The sequence below is a fragment of the Streptomyces sp. ICC4 genome, from assembly GCF_003287915.1.
Classification (GTDB): domain Bacteria; phylum Actinomycetota; class Actinomycetes; order Streptomycetales; family Streptomycetaceae; genus Streptomyces; species Streptomyces tritrimontium.
In genome coordinates this window covers 2,731,798-2,749,988 of the sequence record NZ_CP030286.1, presented here as the reverse complement: position 1 = coordinate 2,749,988, position 18,191 = coordinate 2,731,798, and the positions used below count along the sequence as shown (strand labels likewise).

At 72.0% G+C, this 18,191-nt stretch carries 16 protein-coding genes and 1 pseudogene; 7 read left to right on the top strand and 10 right to left on the bottom strand.

Annotated features, from left to right (window positions below; all coding sequences use genetic code 11):
- Positions 1-241 precede the first annotated feature (241 nt).
- From DRB89_RS12825 to DRB89_RS12810, 4 genes are all read right to left on the bottom strand, one after another.
- Positions 242-919: an ABC transporter ATP-binding protein gene (locus tag DRB89_RS12825; protein ID WP_112451127.1), complete on the bottom strand. Its 678-nt coding sequence runs from the start codon at positions 917-919 to the stop codon at positions 242-244.
- Between the two features lie 80 nt (positions 920-999).
- The gene (locus tag DRB89_RS12820; protein ID WP_112451126.1) at positions 1,000-2,493 is read right to left on the bottom strand and encodes an ABC transporter permease; all 1,494 of its coding nucleotides are present in this window, start codon (positions 2,491-2,493) and stop codon (positions 1,000-1,002) included.
- Positions 2,494-2,651: 158 nt separating this feature from the next.
- Positions 2,652-3,929 (bottom strand): Ig-like domain-containing protein, encoded by a 1,278-nt coding sequence (locus DRB89_RS12815; RefSeq protein ID WP_112451125.1) that lies wholly within the window; start codon positions 3,927-3,929, stop codon positions 2,652-2,654.
- A gap of 115 nt (positions 3,930-4,044) precedes the next feature.
- Positions 4,045-4,386 (bottom strand): hypothetical protein, encoded by a 342-nt coding sequence (locus DRB89_RS12810; RefSeq protein WP_112451124.1) that lies wholly within the window; start codon positions 4,384-4,386, stop codon positions 4,045-4,047.
- A gap of 239 nt (positions 4,387-4,625) precedes the next feature.
- Here DRB89_RS12810 and DRB89_RS12805 point away from each other — a divergent pair, with 239 nt between their 5' ends.
- Positions 4,626-4,925, top strand: a complete 300-nt coding sequence (locus tag DRB89_RS12805; RefSeq protein WP_112451123.1) for a hypothetical protein — start codon at positions 4,626-4,628, stop codon at positions 4,923-4,925.
- Positions 4,926-5,131: 206 nt separating this feature from the next.
- On the opposite strand, the gene hutH is transcribed toward DRB89_RS12805, so the two are convergent.
- The 5 genes from hutH to DRB89_RS12780 all read right to left on the bottom strand — a co-directional run bounded on the left by hutH (position 5,132) and on the right by DRB89_RS12780 (position 11,174).
- A complete protein-coding gene (gene hutH / locus DRB89_RS12800; RefSeq protein WP_112451122.1) occupies positions 5,132-6,673 on the bottom strand; it encodes a histidine ammonia-lyase in 1,542 nt (513 codons plus the stop codon).
- A gap of 291 nt (positions 6,674-6,964) precedes the next feature.
- Positions 6,965-8,083, bottom strand: coding sequence for a GGDEF domain-containing protein (locus DRB89_RS12795; protein WP_204358140.1), 1,119 nt, complete (start codon positions 8,081-8,083; stop codon positions 6,965-6,967).
- A 108-nt stretch (positions 8,084-8,191) separates the two neighbouring features.
- Complete coding sequence (locus DRB89_RS12790) at positions 8,192-8,974, bottom strand: enoyl-CoA hydratase-related protein (protein ID WP_112449891.1); 783 nt, start codon at positions 8,972-8,974, stop codon at positions 8,192-8,194.
- A gap of 26 nt (positions 8,975-9,000) precedes the next feature.
- Positions 9,001-10,179, bottom strand: a complete 1,179-nt coding sequence (locus tag DRB89_RS12785; RefSeq protein WP_112449892.1) for an adenylate/guanylate cyclase domain-containing protein — start codon at positions 10,177-10,179, stop codon at positions 9,001-9,003.
- Between the two features lie 137 nt (positions 10,180-10,316).
- Positions 10,317-11,174: a biotin--[acetyl-CoA-carboxylase] ligase gene (locus DRB89_RS12780; RefSeq protein ID WP_112449893.1), complete on the bottom strand. Its 858-nt coding sequence runs from the start codon at positions 11,172-11,174 to the stop codon at positions 10,317-10,319.
- Positions 11,175-11,291: 117 nt separating this feature from the next.
- Between DRB89_RS12780 and DRB89_RS12775 the strand changes: the two are divergent.
- The 5 genes and pseudogenes from DRB89_RS12775 (at position 11,292) to DRB89_RS12760 (ending at position 15,420) form a co-directional block, all read left to right on the top strand.
- Positions 11,292-12,522: pseudogene (locus tag DRB89_RS12775) on the top strand (RNA-guided endonuclease TnpB family protein).
- 149 nt (positions 12,523-12,671) lie between these two features.
- Complete coding sequence (locus DRB89_RS12770) at positions 12,672-14,267, top strand: acyl-CoA carboxylase subunit beta (RefSeq protein ID WP_112449894.1); 1,596 nt, start codon at positions 12,672-12,674, stop codon at positions 14,265-14,267.
- A 22-nt stretch (positions 14,268-14,289) separates the two neighbouring features.
- A complete protein-coding gene (locus DRB89_RS12765; protein ID WP_112449895.1) occupies positions 14,290-14,499 on the top strand; it encodes an acyl-CoA carboxylase epsilon subunit in 210 nt (69 codons plus the stop codon).
- 95 nt (positions 14,500-14,594) lie between these two features.
- Complete coding sequence (locus DRB89_RS45950) at positions 14,595-14,729, top strand: hypothetical protein (protein WP_275431985.1); 135 nt, start codon at positions 14,595-14,597, stop codon at positions 14,727-14,729.
- 61 nt (positions 14,730-14,790) lie between these two features.
- Complete coding sequence (locus DRB89_RS12760) at positions 14,791-15,420, top strand: nucleoside triphosphate pyrophosphatase (protein WP_112449896.1); 630 nt, start codon at positions 14,791-14,793, stop codon at positions 15,418-15,420.
- On the opposite strand, the gene DRB89_RS12755 is transcribed toward DRB89_RS12760, so the two are convergent.
- On the bottom strand, positions 15,401-15,925 hold the full coding sequence (locus DRB89_RS12755; RefSeq protein WP_239516109.1) for a hypothetical protein: 525 nt from the start codon (positions 15,923-15,925) through the stop codon (positions 15,401-15,403). The genes DRB89_RS12760 and DRB89_RS12755 overlap by 20 nt on opposite strands.
- Positions 15,926-16,392: 467 nt before the next feature.
- On the opposite strand from DRB89_RS12755, the gene DRB89_RS12750 reads away from it, so the two are divergent.
- Positions 16,393-18,147, top strand: coding sequence for a biotin carboxylase N-terminal domain-containing protein (locus DRB89_RS12750; protein ID WP_112449897.1), 1,755 nt, complete (start codon positions 16,393-16,395; stop codon positions 18,145-18,147).
- The last annotated feature ends 44 nt before the right edge of the window (positions 18,148-18,191 follow it).

Here is an 18,191-nt window from a genome sequence, read left to right as displayed (position 1 = left end):
GTCCAGGAACGCGGTGTGGTCGTTGCCGCCGTCCGTGAACAGGACCAGCGAGGCGACGCCGTCCTCCGCGGCCCAGTGCACCGAGCGCCCCCGCGCCGAAGGCACCCGCAGCGCTCCGGCCACCTCCGTCCGGGAGGGCGGCGGCACCTGCGGCAGGTCGGCCGTCCGGGCGGAAGCCAGGACGGCCCACCAGTGGTCGACCTCGGTGTCGGTGGGGGGTGCGGAGAGCGCGGCGGTGCGCTCAGGCGTTTTCGGTGATCGTCACCCGGCCGCGCCGGATCGTCGCCACGCGCGGTGCCCGCTTCGCGAGCGCGCTGTCGTGCGTGACCATCACGAAGGTCAGGCCGTGCTCCTTCCACAGCCCTTCGAGCAGGTCCATGACCTCGTCGCGCATCGATTCGTCGAGGTTGCCGGTCGGCTCGTCGGCGAGCAGCACCTTCGGCCGCTTCACCAGGGCCCGGGCGATGGCCACGCGCTGCTGCTGGCCGCCGGACATCTCGCCGGGCAGGTGGCCCATCCGCTCGCCGAGGCCCACGGAGTCCAGTGCCTCGGCGGCCCGCTCGCGGCGTTCGCGCGCCTTGAGGCCGAGCGGAACCAGCGCCGTCTCGACGTTCTCCTGGGCGGTGAGCGTCGGGATCAGGTTGAAGGACTGGAAGACGAAGCCGATGTTCTCCGCCCGGACCCGGGTGAGGCGGGCCTCGGAGACGGTGGCGAGGTCGAGCCCGTCGAGGACGACCGCTCCCGCCGTCGGCCGGTCGAGGGCGCCGAGCATCTGGAGCAGGGTGGACTTGCCGCCGCCGGTGGGACCCTGGATGACGAGCCGGCCGCCGTCCTCGATGGTCAGGTCCACGCCGGCCAGCGCGTCGATGGATTCCTTGCCGCGCCGGTAGCGCTTGGTGACACCGGTGAGTTGGTACATCTCGTTCCTTCGCTCGCTCAGAAGTTCGTACGGTCGGCCCGCGCGGGCGGGCGGCCCCGCCGGCCCGCGGGGCGGGCGGGCTACTCGACGCGGCGCAGGGCGTCCGCCGGCCGCAGCCGGGAGGCGCGCCAGCCGCCGAAGCCGCCCGCGATCAGCCCGCCGGCGACGGCGAGGGCGACGGCCAGGCCGATCGTGGAGAACGAGACGGGCGCGGTGAGCGCGATGTCGAGGGCCTTGCCCGCGCCCTGCCGGGCGGAGCGCATCATGCCGCCGCCTCCCGCGCCGCCGCCGGCGCCGGCCCGGGCTCCGCCGCCCGCGAGTTGCGCGGTGAGCTTCGGGCTGATCGCCGTGATGGCGTAGGCGGCCGCGAGCCCCAGGCCGATGCCGAGCGCCCCGCCGATCAGGCCGTTGACCAAGGCCTCTCCGGCGACCTGGCCGGTGACGCGGCCGCTCTTCCAGCCGAGCGCCTTGAGGGTGCCGAACTCGCGGACGCGCCGGGAGACGGCGGAGGAGGTCAGCAGGCCGGCGACGAGGAAGGCCGCCAGGAGGACGGCGTACGAGAGCCAGGTGCCGACGGTGGAGGCGAGGGAGGCGGCGGTGGAGAGCGAACCGGAGACCGTGTCGGCGAGGTCGGCCGAGGTGGTGACGGTGGTGTCCGGGACGTTCTTCTGGATGGCCTGCTTCACGGAGCCGATCGCCTGGGAGTCCTCGGCCTGGACGTAGACCGTGGTGATCTTGTCCGGGGTCCCCGCGAGGGTCTGGGCCTGCTTGAGCGGTACGTAGACGTTGGCGGCCGCGTCCCCGCTGTCGGCGGTGGCGATGCCGATGACCTTGAACTTGGCGTTCTTGACGGTGACTTCGGAGTCGACGGCCAGCTTGTTCTTCGTGGCGTAGGCGCTGTCGACGACCGCGACGGCCGCGTCGGTCTCGCCGGCCTGGAAACCGCGGCCCGAGGTGATCTCGGAGGTGGTGAGCGGGCCCAGCTCGGGCTTGGTGACGTCCGTGCCGTACACGGAGAAGGAGTTGACGTCGAAGTCGGCGCCTCCGCCCTCGACCGTGCCGCCCGCACCGCCCGTGGCGCCGCCCGTCGCGCCCGGCTTGGTGGCGCCGCCGCTGCCCGCGGCGCCCTCCGCCCGCTTGAACTCGCCGCGCTTGAACTGCCCGTTGACCTTCATCACCTGCAGACTGAGCCCGCCGACGGCCTGGGCGACGCCCTCCTGGCCGGACACCTCGCCCACGGTCGCGGCGTCGAGCGTCTCGAAGCCCTGCGGCATGACGAGGTCGCTGCTCTGCTCGGCCCCGGCGTTCGCGTCGCCCTCGCCGTTCGCGTCGAACTGGAACCGGGGCCGGGCGGCGGCGCCGTCCTCGCCCGGCGGGGCCTGCGCCTTGGTGACGGTCATGTCCGTCCCGAGGCCGTAGAGCGACTGGAGGACCTTGCCCTGCGCCTGAGCCATCCCCGCCGAGACCGAGGTGACGACGATGACGAGGGCGATGCCCAGGGCGAGTCCGGAGGCGACGACGAGCGCCGCCTTCCTGCGGCGGCGCAACTCGCGCCGGAGGTAGGTGAAGAACATGCGGCGAACCTAGGCAGCACCCCTGATCGCCGGATAAGCCGCCGATAAGAGTCGGATGAGAACGCGAACTCACAGGCCACGCACAGACGGACGGCGGGGAGCCCCCTGGCCGGGGCTCCCCGCCGTCCGTCGCGGGGTTCAGCTGTCGGGTCGGCGCGTCAGACGGCCGCGCCCGCCTTCCAGTCCGCCCAGCTCATGTTCCAGCCGTTGAGTCCGTTGTCCGGCTTGATGGTCTTGTCCGGGGAGTTGACGACCGTGACGACGTCTCCGATGAGGGAGTTGTCGTAGAACCAGGCCGCGGGCTGGTTCGGGTCGTTCGCACCCTTGGCGTCGTTCAGACCGACACAGCCGTGGCTGGTGTTGACGCTGCCGAAGATGGAGTCCGAGCCCCAGTAGTTGCCGTGGATGAAGGTGCCGGAGTTGGACAGCCGCATCGCGTGCGGAACGTCCTTGATGTCGTACTCGCCCTTGCCGTCATCGTCCGTGAAGCCGACGGTGGCACCGTTCATCCGGGTCTCCTTGAACTTCTCGGAGATCACCATCTGGCCGTTGTACGTCGGGTTCGCCGGGGCGCCCGCCGAGATCGGGATGGTCTTGAGGACCGCGCCGTCCCGGGTGACCGTCATCTTCTTCGACTTCGCGTCGACGGTGGAGACCTGGCTCCTGCCGATCTTGAAGGTGGCGGTCTTGTTCTGGACGCCCTGGATGCCGGGGCCGCCCGCGACGCCGTCCAGCGCCAGCTTCAGCGTGACGGTGGAGTTCGCCTGCCAGTACTTCTCCGGGCGGAAGTCCAGGCGCTGCGCGCTGAACCAGTGGCCCACGACTTCCTGGCCGCTGGTGGAGGTGACCGTGATGCCCGCCTGGACGGCCTTCTTGTCCTTGATCGGCTTGTTGAAGGTGATCGAGACCGGCATGCCCACACCGACGGTCTTGCCCTCGTCCGGGATGAAGGAGCCGACGAAGCTGTTCTCCGGGGAGATCGTGGTGAAGGAGGCGTTCTCGTGCGCCTCGCGGCCCGCCTCGTCCTTCGCGGTCGCCGACAGCGCGTACTTGGTCGAGCGCTTCAGCGCGCCGTCCGGCTTCCAGCTCTTGCCGTCCGCGGCGATCTTGCCCGGCACCGCGGTGCCCTCGTTGCTCTTCAGCTCGACCAGGGTGAGCGTTCCGTCGACGACGGCCACGTTGGCCGCGTCGTTCAGGCCGACGTTGGCGGCGCCGTCCTTGGGAGTGATGGTTATTCGCGCCTTGGAGGCGTCCTTGGCCGCCGCCGCGTCGACATCGGCCTTGGCCGACGCCTCCCCGTTGGCCTTCGGCGCATCCGTCCCGCCGTCACCCGCGTCGTTGCACCCCGCGAGCACCAGTACGCCACCGAGTACGGCGGATATGGCCACCAGGGCCTTTCTCCGTCGCTTGCTGTCCGTCCTCACACGCCACTCCATCGTTGCCGGAACCCCGTTCCCCGGGCAGGGGGGCACGCCCCCCTGCCTCGTCCTGACAACGCGTTGACGCCCCGGGCCGCATCCACATTCCCTTCGAATGTGGTCAACCCCACCGTCAGACGCTGTCAGCCTCTTCGTCGATGTCCCCATCTTCCTCGTCCAGGTCCCACTCCATGGACTCGGGGTCGTATTCCACGGGCTCGCTGCTCCAAGAGGCCTGTGCGAGCTCCACTCCGGGGATTTCCGCGACGAGGTCGGTGGGGTCCACCAAGTAGGCCAAAGCCTCCGATTCGTCCTCCCGGACCGCCGCCTCCGCGTGGCTGCGCTCTTCGTCCGGCATGAACTCGTCGGCCTTGATGTGCGCGAGCGCGGCTCCGGTGAGCGCGTCCACGTCGGGTACCTCGAGTACCAGATCCACCCGAAGGCGTACGTATCGTGATGTCTCAGAAGGGTTCATATGACGGAGGGTAATCCCGCGCAATCCCCGGCTTTCCCACGACCCGCCCCTTTCCCCGACATCAACGCTCCCCCGAACGGGCCGATTTCCCCCCGGATTCGGTAAATGACCATTAAACGCCGATATGACAATCCACCCTTCCCCAGCAGGCTCTTCCCGACCGGGCTGAACCCCGGAGCGCTCCGGAGGTACCATCACCGGACACGGCCAATTCGCTGCTGCACAAGGGGGATCGCACCGTGTCCGCACGTCGATCAACACTCACCGCTCTCGGAGCGACCACCCTCCTCGCCGCTCTGTGGTTCGTCCCCTCGGCCAACGCCACCGCCCCCGAGCACGCGCAGGGCTCCGCCTCCGAGTCCGCGGCCGGGAGCTCCCGGTCCCAGGCCGCGGCGGCCCTGGCGGCCGACGGCGCCTCCCTCTCGCTCGCCGACACCGGCGGCGTCGAGACCACCCCGTACCTGCTCGGCGGCACGCTCTGCCTGGGCCTCGGGGCCGGCTTCGTGGCCTTCTCGGTACGCCGCTCGCGCGCGCTGTAGCACCGGCGCCAACGCCGGTCCGGGCCCCGGTTTCCCCGGGCCCGCGTCTCCGCGTCCCGCGTCCCCGCGTCTCCGCGTCCCCGCGTCTCCGCGTCCCCACGTCTCCGCGTCCCCACGTCTCCGCGTCCCCACGTCTCCGCGTACGACAAAGGGCCGCGGTCCGGGGTGATTCCCCGGGCCGCGGCCCTTTCGCCGTACGGCGCGACTCAGGCCAGGCGGCCGGTCACGGATTCCACGGCCTCCACGAGCGCGCCCGACCGGACGAACGCGTCGGCGGCGGCCAGGTCGGGGGCGAGGAAGCGGTCCGGTCCGGGCCCCTCCACACCCGCCGCGCGGGCGGCCGTGATGGCGGCCCGGCTGGCCGGCGCCGGGGTGAGTCCGTGGCGCAGCTCGATGGCGCGGGTGGCGGCGTACATCTCGATCGCGACGATCCGGGTGAGGTTGTCGACGGCCGTACGGAGCTTGCGCGCCGCCGACCACCCCATGGAGACGTGGTCCTCCTGCATGGCGGAGGAGGGGATCGAGTCGGCGGAGGCCGGGACCGCGAGCCGCTTCATCTCGCTGACCAGGGCGGCCTGCGTGTACTGGGCGATCATCAGGCCGGAGTCCACACCGGCGTCGTCCGCGAGGAACGGCGGCAGGCCGTGGCTGCGGTTCTTGTCGAGCAGCCGATCGGTGCGGCGCTCGCAGATGGAGCCGAGGTCGGCCGCGGCGATGGCCAGGAAGTCCAGGACGTACGCGACCGGGGCTCCGTGGAAGTTGCCGTTGGACTCCACGCGCCCGTCGGGCAGCACGACCGGGTTGTCGACGGCGGCGGCCAGCTCGCGCGAGGCGACGAGGGCGGCGTGCGCCATGGTGTCGCGGCCCGCGCCGGCGACCTGCGGGGCGCAGCGCACGGAGTAGGCGTCCTGGACGCGCGGGGCGGACTCCTCCTGGAAGTGCCCGGTGAGCCCCGACCCCGCCAGGACGGCGGCCATGTTGGCGGCGGAGGCGCCCTGGCCGGGGTGCGGGCGGATGGCGTGCAGCTCGGGCTGCAGCACCTTCTCGGTCCCGAGCAGCGCCTCCAGGGTCAGGGCGGCGGTGATGTCGGCGGAGGTGTACAGCTTGCCGAGGTCGGCGAGGGCCATGACCAGCATGCCGAGCATTCCGTCGGTGCCGTTGAGGAGGGCGAGGCCCTCCTTCTCCCGGAGCTCGACGGGGACGATCCCGGCTTCGGCGAGCAGCTCGCCGGCGGGCCGGACGGTCCCGTCGGGACCCTCCGCGTCGCCCTCGCCCATGAGGGCGAGCGCGCAGTGCGAGAGCGGGGCGAGGTCGCCGGAGCAGCCGAGGGAGCCGTACTCGTGGACCACGGGGGTGATCCCGGCGTTCAGGACGTCGGCCATGGTCTGCGCGACGGACGGCCGCACGCCGGTGTGCCCGGAGGCGACGGTCTTCAGCCGCAGGAACATCAGTGCGCGCACGACCTCGCGCTCGACGCGCGGGCCCATGCCGGCGGCGTGCGAACGGACGATGTTGCGCTGGAGCTGCGCGCGCAGCTCGGGGCTGATGTGCCGGGAGGCGAGCGCACCGAACCCGGTGGACACCCCGTAGACGGGCTCGGGCTTGGCGGCGAGCGCTTCCACGATCTCCCGGGCCCGGCCCAGCGCGGCGACGGCCTCGCCGGAAAGCTCGACGCGGGCGTTGCCCCGAGCGACGGCGATCACGTCCTCGGCGGTGGTCCCGGACGTTCCCACCACGACAGTGTGCATATCCATATTCAGCACCCTACGGACTGAATCCCTTCATGTCACCCCTCCTTCACGCACCCCCCGCACGCCTCGACCCCGGCGGGGCCTCCCCTCCTTCACGCACCCCTCGCACGGCTCGGCCCCGGCGGGCCTCCCCGGCTTCGCGGCGCTGCGCCGGACTCCGTCCGGCGGGGGCCAGCGGGGCCGGGGGCCTCAGCCCGCCGCGCGTTCGCGCCCGGTCCGGGCAGCGCCCGGGCACCCTCAGCCCGTCCGGCGCTTGAGGACGGGGACGGGGCAGCGCCCGGGCCACGGCTACGCGCGCCCCCGGAACCGCCGCCGCTCCCCCGGCCCCCCGGGCTTCGCGTCCGCCAGCCGGACCACCGCCGTGTCGCGCCCCGCCACCACCGGCTTCAGGGACCGCGCCGCCTTCGCCTTGTACTGGGCCGCGTCCGCCAGCCGGAACAGCCGCCGCGAGGACTTCACCGGGCCGATCGGATCCCCCGTGGACGCGACCCCGCAGGCGACCCCCTCGCCCAGCTCCAGCTCGGCGGCGCGCAGGCACACCTCCTCGGTGACCCGGACCACCTCGTCCGCCGAGGGCCCGACGCTGACGAGGCAGAACTCGTCCCCGCCCAGCCGCGCGACCAGCGAGCCCGGGAGCATCGCCCCGCACAGGCTGAGCACCGAGCCGAAACGTTCCAGCAGGCGGTCGCCCATCGCGTGCCCGAGGGTGTCGTTGACCTTCTTGAGTCCGTTCAGGTCGCAGACGACCAGACTCACCACGGTCGCCGCCGCACTCCTGCGGTGCTCCTCCAGCGCCTCGTCGAGCCGCATGTCCACGGCCCGCCGGTTGGCCAGCCCGGTCAGCGGATCGGTGAAGGCGAGCCGCCGGGCCTCCTCCAGCCGGTCGTTCTGCGCGAGCCCGGCCGCGACCACCGCCGCGAGGACGGTCGCGAACTCCGCGTCGTCCTCGTCGAAGTCCGGCAGGCCCTCGTCCCGGGCCACGTACAGCTCGCCCCAGGCCCGCCCGCTCAGCACGATCGGCGCGACCACGCACGTCCCGCGCCCGCGCCCGCGCAGCGCCTCGCCCCGGCGGCCGGGGCGGTCGCCGACCGCGCTCTCCACCCAGGCGTGGGGCCCGCCCCCGCCCGCCCAGCGCTCGTGCAGGAACTCGGTGATCTCCGGGAAGTCGTGCACGGGGTACGACTCGTCCTCGGGGAACTCCTCCTCCCCGGCGCGGCGCTCCCCCTCGTTCACGAGCACCCGCAGACGCCCCCGCTCCCGCTCCCACGCGGAGATCGCGGCGAACGACCCGTCCATCGCCAGCCGGGCGCCCCGCGCCGCGGCCCGGACACTGTCCCGCGGCGCGCACGCGGCCGCCATGGCCTGCGCGAGGCCCACAACGGCTCGCAGCCGCCCGTCAACACCCATCACACCAGGTTAGGGGGTTTGTCCGATTTAGTGACAATTGGCGCGACTTTGGGTACGACCAAGATCACTCGCGGTCACGACCGGAAGCCGCGCGGACGGGCGCCGCGGTCAGACCCCCGGCCACCGCGGCGTGCGCTTCTCGTTGAACGCCGCCACGCCCTCCGCCCGGTCGCCGGAGAAGGCCGCCGACCGCCACGCCGCGTCCTCGATCTCCAGCCCGGCCGTCAGGTCCATCCCGTGCCCGAGCCGCAGCGCTCGCTTCGCCGCCCGCAGCCCGACCGGGGAGTTCGCCGCCATCCGCCCGGCCAGGGCGAGGGCCTCCTCGCGGGCCGAACCCGCCGGGACCACCGAGTCCACCAGCCCCAGCGCGAGCGCCTCGGCGGCCTCCACCCGGCGGGCGGTGAAGATCAGCTCCGCGGCCCTGGCCGCACCCACCCGCCGCGGCAGCAGCTGCGTCCCGCCGCCGCCCGGGATCACGCCGACCGAGACCTCCGGCAGTCCCACCACCGCGGTCTCGTCGGCCACGATGACGTCGCAGGCGAGCGCCAGCTCGAAGCCGCCGCCCAGCGCGAACCCGTGCACCGCCGCGATCGTCGGCATCGGCAGCTCCAGCACGCCCCCGTACGCGCCGCGCGTGGTCGGCCGCTGGCGCACCAGCTCGGCGTCCGACAGCGAGTTGCGCTCCTTGAGGTCCGCGCCCACGCAGAACGCCCGCTCGGCGGTGGAGGAGAGCACGACGACCCGTACGGACGCGTCCGCCGCGAGCGAGGCGCACGCCGAACCGATGGCCCGCGCCATGTCCGTGGACACCGCGTTCATCGCCTTGGGGCGGTCCAGGACCAATTCGGCGACCCCGCCCTCATGCCGGCGTACAGCCACGAACTCAGACACAGGGCGACCCTCCCGGTTAACGAACGTTATCCGGGGATCTTAGGGCTCCGGCGCGTCAGCGACCAGGGCTCCACCACGCCGAGGCCGCGCACCGGGCGCTGCCACATCGGCTGGAGCGCGAAGCGGTACGCGCCGCCGCCCTCCTCGGCCTCGGCCTCCTTCTCGGAGACCGGCGCCGCGCCCGTCCGGCCGAGCTCCTCGGCCATCGCGCCGTCCACCAGCACCGCGTCCTTCGGCGCTATCGAGGTCAGCCTGCTCGCCAGGTTCACCGTGGTCCCGAAGACGTCGCCCATCCGGGTCGTCACGGTCCCGAAGGCGATCCCCACGCGCAGCTCCGGCATCTGCGGATCGGCGCCCATCGTCTCTATCAGCCGGAACGCGATCTCCGCCGCCGTGGCCGCGTCGTCGGCGCAGTACAGCACCTCGTCGCCCAGGGTCTTGATCAGCCGGCCGCCGTGCGCCGCCACCAGGTCCGCCGCCGTGGTCTCGAAGGCCTCGACGAGCTCGCCGAGCTCCTCCTCCTCCAGCCGGCGCGTGAGGCGGGTGAAGCCCACCAGGTCCGCGAAGCCCACCGCGAGCCGCCGGTCGACCATCTCCTCGTCGTCCGCCACCTGCACGACCCGCCCCGTCGCGGCCGCCAGCTGGCGGCGCCACACGTAGACGAGGAACTCCTCCAGCTCCGGCAGCAACAGCTCGACCAGCGGGTACGTGACCTCCGTACGGGTCATTCCCGGCTCCGGCGGCTCCGTCAGCCCCTCCAGGAAGGAGTCGATCTGCCACTCCGCGAGCCGCGCCGTGGTCTGCCCGGTGGACCGCGCCACCTGCACCGCCATCGGCTCGCTCAGCAGCCCGGCCTCGACCAGTCCGGCGAGCCGGCGCAGCGCCAGTACGTCCGCCTCCGTCAGGGCCTTGGCCTGGCCGATGTCCGCGAAGCCCATGGCCCGCCAGAAGCGGGAGGCGAGCTCCATCGAGACACCGGCGCTGCGGGCGGCCTGGAAGGGGGTGTACCGGCGCTCGGCGCCCAGGATCAGCTGCTCCAGGCGGATGGCGAGCGGGTCGGCCGTCGGCTGGGCCGTGTGGTCGACCTCGTGGTGGGGAGTGTGCTGGTCGCGGCCGATCGGGGTGGCGTGGACGCCCGAGCCGACGGCACCGGCCGCCGCCGTCCCGGAGGCGGACGCGTTGGACTGAGGGTCGTCGACGGTCAAGGGCCGCCTCCTGTCCATATCCGTGCGCACTGCCGAACCGGTTGATCACCGTGAGGACCGGGATCGCCTAAACCATACGGCAGGTGTGCCGTAGCTCACTCCCCCGCTCCGTCACCCGGGACCGGCCGCCCGGCGGGCTACCGGACCGACCGCAGGTGCACCACGTCCCCTGCCCCCACGGCCTCGTGCTCCCCTTGCGCCGTCCGTACGACGAGCCGCCCGTCGGTGTCCACCGCTTCGGCCGTACCGGTGAGGGTGCGCCCGCCGGGCAGCTCGGCGCGCACGTGCCGGCCGAGGGTCGCGCAGCCCGCGGCGTACGTCTCCTGCAGACGGCTGGCCGCCGGGTCGCCGCCGGCCGCGCGCCAGTCCCCGTACCACTGCTCCAGCGACCGCAGGACGGCCTTGAGCAGCGGGTCCCGGTCGGTGACGGAGGCCTTGGCCAGCATCAGCGAGCCGGCGGTGTCCACCGGCAGCTCCTCATCGGTCAGGGTGACGTTGAGCCCGATCCCGACGACGACCCCGTCCCCGACGCGCTCGGCGAGGATCCCGCCGGTCTTGCGCTCCTCCCCGTCCACGGTGACCAGCAGGTCGTTGGGCCACTTGAGGGCGGTGTCCACCCCGGCGGCCCGCGACAGCCCGGTCGCGACGGCCACCCCGGCCAGCAGGGTCAGCCACCCCCACCGCTCCTGCGGCACCTGCGGCCCGGGCTTGAGCAGCACGGAGAAGAACAGTCCCGAGCGCGCGGGCGCGACCCAGCTCCGGTCCAGCCTCCCGCGCCCGGCGGTCTGCTCCTCGGCGACCAGGACGGCCCCCTCGGGCAGCTTCCCGGCCCGGGCGGCCAGATCGCTATTGGTGGACCCGGTGGACCCGACCACCTCCAGCGAGGTCCACAGCCCCTCCCCGGTCACGAGGGCCCGCTGGAGCGCGGCGACATTCAAGGGCGGCCGGTCCAGGCTCGACCAGCGGCCCGCGGAAGCATCTGACGGCATCAGCATTCCCCTTGCGTGAAAGCCCCGGCCTTCAGACCGGGGAGGAAGCGCATCATCGGGCCGGAGACCCGCCGCTCCGGCGTCTCGCCGTGTGACGCTTTGACCCGGGCTTGCGTTCGGATCATGACCGTCCCTAGCTTTCAGGCCGTGGGGAGTTCTCCGGTGAAACGGGCATTCAAGTTCCGCGTTCACCCTACCGACGCGCAGGCCAGAGAGCTGTCACGGACGTTCGGGTGCGTGCGAAAGGTGTACAACCTGGCACTCGCGGCCCGCGCCGACGCGTGGACCCGCAGTCGTCCGATGAGCTACTCACAGACCTCCGCGCTGCTCACGACGTGGAAGCGAATGCCTGAGCTCTCCTATCTGGCCGAGGTGTCCTGCGTTCCCCTCCAACAGGCCCTGCGGCACCTCCAGAGCGCCTTCGCCGGATTCTGGGCGAAGCGGGCGCGATATCCGCGGTTCAAGTCCAAGCGGAGATCACGCGCCTCGGCCGAATACACGCGCTCCGCGTTCCGGTACCGCGACGGCCGACTCACCCTCGCCAAGGTGCCCGGTCCGCTCGACGTCGTCTGGTTCACGCCCTCTGCCGCAGGACACCGAGCCGACCACGGTCACAGTGTCCCGAGACCCCGACGGCCGCTGGTTCGTGTCGCTCCTCTGCGAGGACACCCCGTCACCGCCTCCCCCCACGACACGAGCCGTGGGAATCGATCTCGGAATCGCCGCACTCGTGACGCTGTCGACGGGCGAGAAGATCCCCGGCCCCCGGTCCGAGCGTGCGGACAGGGACCGCCTCGCCCGTGCGCAGCGATCCCTGTCCCGGAAGGAGAAAGGCAGCGCCAACCGGGACGAGGCCCGGATCCGCGTCGCCAGGATCCACGCCGGATCGCCGACCGCAGACGCGACCACCTGCACAAACTGACGACTCGACTCGTGCGCGAAAACCAAACGCTCGTGATCGAGGACCTCGGTGTCCGCAACATGCTCAAGAACCACAGGCTCGCCCGCGCCATTTCGGACGCGGCCTGGCGTGAGCTTCGCAGGATGCTGGAGTACAAGGCGGCCTGGTACGGACGCACACTGATCGTCGTGGACCGGTGGTTCCCCAGCTCGAAGCTGTGCTCGGCCTGTGGTGCCCTCGCCGCCGCGATGCCGCTGAACGTCCGTGCGTGGACCTGTGAGGGCTGCGGGGCCGTTCATGACCGGGACGGCAACGCCGCCGTCAATCTCTTGGCCGCCGGGTTGGCGGTGTCTGCCTGTGGAGCGGACGGAAGACCTTCCCGGGGACCCTCCCGGCGGGCGGTCCGCGGTGAAGCAGGAAGCCCGCCCACGAGGACGGGACGCGATCCCCTAAGGGGGACCGTGAGGCCAAGCAAGCCAGATTAGGTGTGTCAAACGCCGCACTGCCGAGCGCCATGCCCGCCGATACGCTACGCACCAGTAGCTAGTAGTAGTCATGTAATTGAGCAGGCCGTTGACACCACGCAGGGAGCCGCGACCCCGATGCCACAACCGTCAGAGCCGATCGACATGCACACCACCGCGGGGAAGATCGCGGATCTGCAGCGCCGCGTCGAGGAAGCCACCCATGCCGGGTCCGGGCGGGCGGTGGAGAAGCAGCACGCCAAGGGCAAGCTGACGGCGCGTGAGCGGGTGGCGCTCCTGCTGGACGAGGGGTCCTTCGTCGAGCTCGACGAGTTCGCCCGGCACCGGTCGACGAACTTCGGGCTCGAGAAGACCCGCCCGTACGGGGACGGCGTCGTCACCGGCTACGGCACCGTCGACGGGCGGCCCGTCGCCCTGTTCTCGCAGGACTTCACCGTCTTCGGCGGAGCCCTCGGCGAGGTCTACGGCCAGAAGATCATGAAGGTGATGGACTTCGCGCTGAAGACCGGCTGCCCGCTGGTCGGCATCAACGACTCCGGCGGCGCCCGCATCCAGGAGGGCGTCAGCGCGCTCGGCATGTACGGCGAGATCTTCCGCCGCAACGTCCACGCCTCCGGCGTGATCCCGCAGATCAGCCTGGTCGTCGGGCCCTGTGCCGGCGGAGCCGTGTACTCCCCCGCGATCACCGACTTCACGGTCATGGTCGACCAGACCTCGCACATGTTCATCACCGGCCCGGACGTCATCAAGACCGTCACCGGCGAGGACGTCGGCTTCGAGGAGCTCGGCGGGGCGCGGACGCACAACAGCACGTCCGGCGTCGCCCACCACATGGCGGGTGACGAGAAGGACGCCATCGAGTACGTGAAGTCGCTGCTGTCCTACCTCCCGTCGAACAACCTCTCCGAGCCCCCGGCCTTCCCCGAGGAGGCCGACACCGAGGTCTCCGACACCGACCGCGAGCTCGACGTGCTGATCCCGGACAGCGCGAACCAGCCGTACGACATGCACAAGGTGATCGAGCACGTCCTCGACGACGCGGAGTTCCTGGAGACGCAGTCGCTGTTCGCGCCGAACATCCTCACCGGCTTCGGCCGCGTCGAGGGCCACCCGGTCGGGGTCGTCGCCAACCAGCCGATGCAGTTCGCCGGCTGCCTGGACATCGACGCCTCCGAGAAGGCCGCCCGCTTCGTGCGGACCTGCGACGCCTTCAACATCCCGGTGCTGACGTTCGTCGACGTGCCGGGCTTCCTGCCGGGCACGGACCAGGAGTACAACGGAATCATCCGGCGCGGCGCGAAGCTGATCTACGCGTACGCCGAGGCGACCGTCCCCCTCATCACCGTCATCACGCGCAAGGCCTTCGGCGGTGCCTACGATGTGATGGGCTCCAAGCACCTCGGAGCCGACCTGAACCTCGCGTGGCCGACGGCGCAGATCGCCGTCATGGGCGCGCAGGGCGCGGTCAACATCCTGCACCGGCGGGCCATCGCCGAAGCGGAGGAGGCGGGCAACGCCGAGGAGACCCGCGCACGGCTCATCACCGAGTACGAGGACGCGCTGCTGAACCCGTACACGGCCGCCGAGCGCGGTTACGTCGACGCCGTGACGATGCCGTCCGAGACCCGGGCGCACGTGGTGAAGGGGCTGCGGCAGCTGCGCACCAAGCGGGAGTCCCTGCCCCCGAAGAAGCACGGCAACATCCCCCTCTAGCCGGCAGCACGAGGAGCGCGCAGTGGTGATCAAGGTCGTCAAGGGGAATCCGACCCCCGAGGAGCTGGCCGCCGCACTGGCGGTGGTCCAAGCGCGCGCGGCGGCGCTGGCAACGGCGGCGCCGGGCGCGGAGCGGGTGGCGGACGCGTGGGCGGCGCCCGGCCGGGTGGCCCGGCGGACGCTGCCGCGGCCCGGTCCGGCCGCGTGGGGGCGCACCCACTGGCCTGCCTAGGCAGGCCGCCCCAGGCGAAGATGGCGTGAACGGACCGTGGCGCCTGAGTACCCGTACTCAGGCGCCACGGGCGTTCCCGGGGCCAGGATCGGGGCATGCTCTGGTCAGACCCGAAAGACGAGCCGCCGAAGGACATGCGCGAGGCCCAGGCGATGGTCCGGCGGATGACGGTGATCGTCGTCATCGCGATGGTCGTCGTCGTGTACGTACTGGGCGTGGGCGGGTTCTGAGGGCCGCCCCGCGAACCGTCCCGCGAACCGTCCGCCACCCGCGGCCCGGGGCCGCCCTACGATGGCGGGCATGACTGCCGAACACCGCCCCGAGGCCCGCCACGCGCTCGTCCTCGCCTCCGCCTCGCCCGCCCGGCTGAACCTGCTGAGGCAGGCCGGGCTCGCCCCGCACGTGATCGTCAGCGGCTTCGACGAGGACACCCTGAACCACGACGAGCCGGCCGAGCTGGCGCTCGCGCTGGCCGAGGCGAAAGCGGCCGTCGTGGCGGCCCTGGACGAGGCCGCGGGCGCCCTGGTGATCGGCTGCGACTCCGTGCTGGAGCTGGACGGCGAGGCACTGGGCAAGCCGGCGGACGCCGAGGAGGCCACGGCCCGCTGGAAGTCGATGCGCGGGCGCGCCGGGGTGCTGCGCACCGGGCACTGCGTGATCGACACGGCGACCGGCCGCCAGGTCTCGGCCACGGCGTCGACCACGGTCCGCTTCGGCGAGCCCACGGACGCGGAGGTGGCGGCGTACGTGGCGAGCGGCGAGCCGCTGCACGTGGCGGGGGCGTTCACCCTGGACGGGCTGTCGGCGCCGTTCATCGAGGGCATCGACGGGGATCACGGCAACGTGATCGGGATCTCCCTGCCGCTGCTGCGCTCCCTGCTCGCGGAACTGGGTTTCTCGATCACCGACTTGTGGGCTTGAAGTCCCCGAAGTCCCCGAGCAGCGGGTGGCCCGGCGGCGTGTCCTGGACATCGGGGCCGCCGCCCGCGGCGCCCGGACCTCCCGCGTCCGCGGCACCGTCCGTGCCCGCGGCACCGTCCGAGCCCGCTTCCTTGGCCGCGTAGAGCATCAGGCTGGCCACCAGCAGGCACAGGATCGCCATCATCACCCCGAACGCGGCCCAGCCCACCAGGCCGACCACGAGCGCGCCGAGCACCCCGTGGGTGATGGCGGCGGTGATCAGGAGCATGCGGGCGAAGGCTCCGGGGGCCCGGTCGCGGACCGCCGCGACGACCAGGAAGACGGCGCAGAGCAGCAGGAAGCCGCCCATGCCGGCGCCCATCGCGTAGGTGGCCTTGGACATGACGTCCGGATCCATGCCCGCGATGGACATCGACTGGTTCGCGGTGGTCCGGCCGAGGACGAGGTGGACGAAGGCGAGCACCGCCCCCTCCACGACGAGTACGACCGCGGTCGCTCCGGCCACGGATCTCCGCAGCACCACGCCACCCACACCAGCCACGACGCCCCCATCCCCCACAGGCACATGCCTGTTCGACGCCTGGAGGCTACTAACGGGTAATCCTGCCGACAAGGGGCCGGGACCGCTTCGTTACGGTGGGGCTCCCACCCGGTGGCCGCCCGGCGTCGGCGCGGCGTCGGCCCGGCGTCTCCCCGGTATCCGCACGGCGGCCACGCAAAGATTGAATGGGCCGTTCGTAGGGACTCGACAAAGAATCACCCGGGCCCGCTGACCTGGCGGACAGAGACCAGGGACGCGCGGCAGGGTTACTGTGCAGTCGGGGATCCCCCTGACGTGGGGCGCCGCATGGGGTTTTTCGACTCCAGTCAGACTCGAATCACACTGTGTGTGGGCAAGGTCACCTCTGGGGAAGGGTCGAAAGGCCGTGTGGGCTGTCCCTAAACTCAGCTTGTTTCAAGGAGGGAGCCATCGTGCGCAAGGTGCTCATCGCCAACCGTGGCGAAATCGCAGTCCGCGTTGCTCGGGCCTGCCGGGATGCCGGAATCGGGAGCGTAGCCGTCTACGCCGATCCGGACCGGGACGCTCTGCACGTCCGCGCGGCCGACGAAGCTTTCGCGTTGGGCGGTGACACCCCGGCCGCCAGCTACTTGGACATGTCCAAGATCCTGCAGGCCGCAGCCGATTCCGGTGCGGACGCCATCCATCCCGGATACGGCTTCCTCTCCGAGAACGCCGACTTCGCGCAGGCCGTCCTCGACGCGGGCCTGACCTGGATCGGCCCGCCGCCGCAGGCCATCCGCGACCTCGGTGACAAGGTCGCCGCCCGCCACATCGCGCTGCGCGCCGGTGCGCCGCTCGTGGCCGGCACGCCCGATCCGGTCTCCGGTTCGGACGAGGTCGTCGCCTTCGCCAAGGAGCACGGCCTGCCGATCGCGATCAAGGCCGCCTTCGGCGGCGGCGGTCGCGGCCTGAAGGTCGCCCGCAACCTCGAAGAGATCCCGGAGCTCTACGACTCCGCCGTGCGCGAGGCCGTCGCCGCCTTCGGCCGCGGCGAGTGCTTCGTCGAGCAGTACCTCGACAAGCCGCGGCACGTGGAGACCCAGTGCCTGGCCGACTCCCACGGCAACGTGGTCGTCGTCTCCACCCGTGACTGCTCGCTGCAGCGCCGCCACCAGAAGCTGGTGGAGGAGGCTCCCGCGCCGTTCCTGAGCGAGGCTCAGAACGCGGAGCTCTACGCGGCCTCGAAGGCGATCCTGAAGGAGGCCGGCTACGTCGGCGCGGGAACCGTCGAGTTCCTCGTCTCCGCCGACGGCCTCATCTCCTTCCTCGAGGTCAACACCCGCCTGCAGGTCGAGCACCCGGTGTCCGAAGAGGTCGCCGGCATCGACCTGGTGCGCGAGATGTTCCGCATCGCCGACGGCGAGGAGCTCGGCTACGGGGACCCGGTCCTGCGCGGCCACTCCTTCGAGTTCCGCATCAACGGCGAGGACCCGGGCCGCGGCTTCCTGCCGGCGCCGGGCACCGTCACCAAGTTCAACGGCCCGTCGGGCCCGGGCGTCCGCCTGGACGCGGGCGTCGAGACCGGCTCGGTCATCGGCCCCGCGTGGGACTCCCTGCTCGCCAAGCTCATCGTCACGGGCGCCACCCGCGAGCAGGCCCTGCAGCGGGCGGCGCGCGCGCTGGCCGAGTTCGAGGTGGAGGGCATGGCCACGGCCATCCCGTTCCACCGCGCGGTCGTCGCCGACCCGGCCTTCACCTCGAACCCGTTCACGATCCACACCCGCTGGATCGAGACCGAGTTCGTCAACGAGATCCCGGCGTTCGTGGTGCCCGCCGCGGACGACACCGAGGACGAGCCGGGCCGCGAGACCGTGGTCGTCGAGGTCGGCGGCAAGCGGCTGGAGGTCTCCCTCCCGTCCTCGCTGGGCATGACCCTGGCCCGCACCGCGGCGGCCGGCGGCGCGAAGCCGAAGCGCCGCGCGGCGAAGAAGTCCGGCCCGGCCGCCTCCGGCGACACCCTGGCCTCGCCCATGCAGGGCACGATCGTCAAGGTCGCGGTCGAGGAGGGCCAGCAGGTCAACGAGGGCGACCTGATCGTCGTCCTCGAGGCGATGAAGATGGAACAGCCGCTGAACGCCCACCGCTCGGGCACGATCGTGGGGCTCTCGGCGGAGGTCGGCGCATCGCTCACCTCCGGCGCGACCATCTGCGAGATCAAGGACTGACGTCCCGCCCTCAGCACGAAAACGCCGGCGGGGCTGGACACATC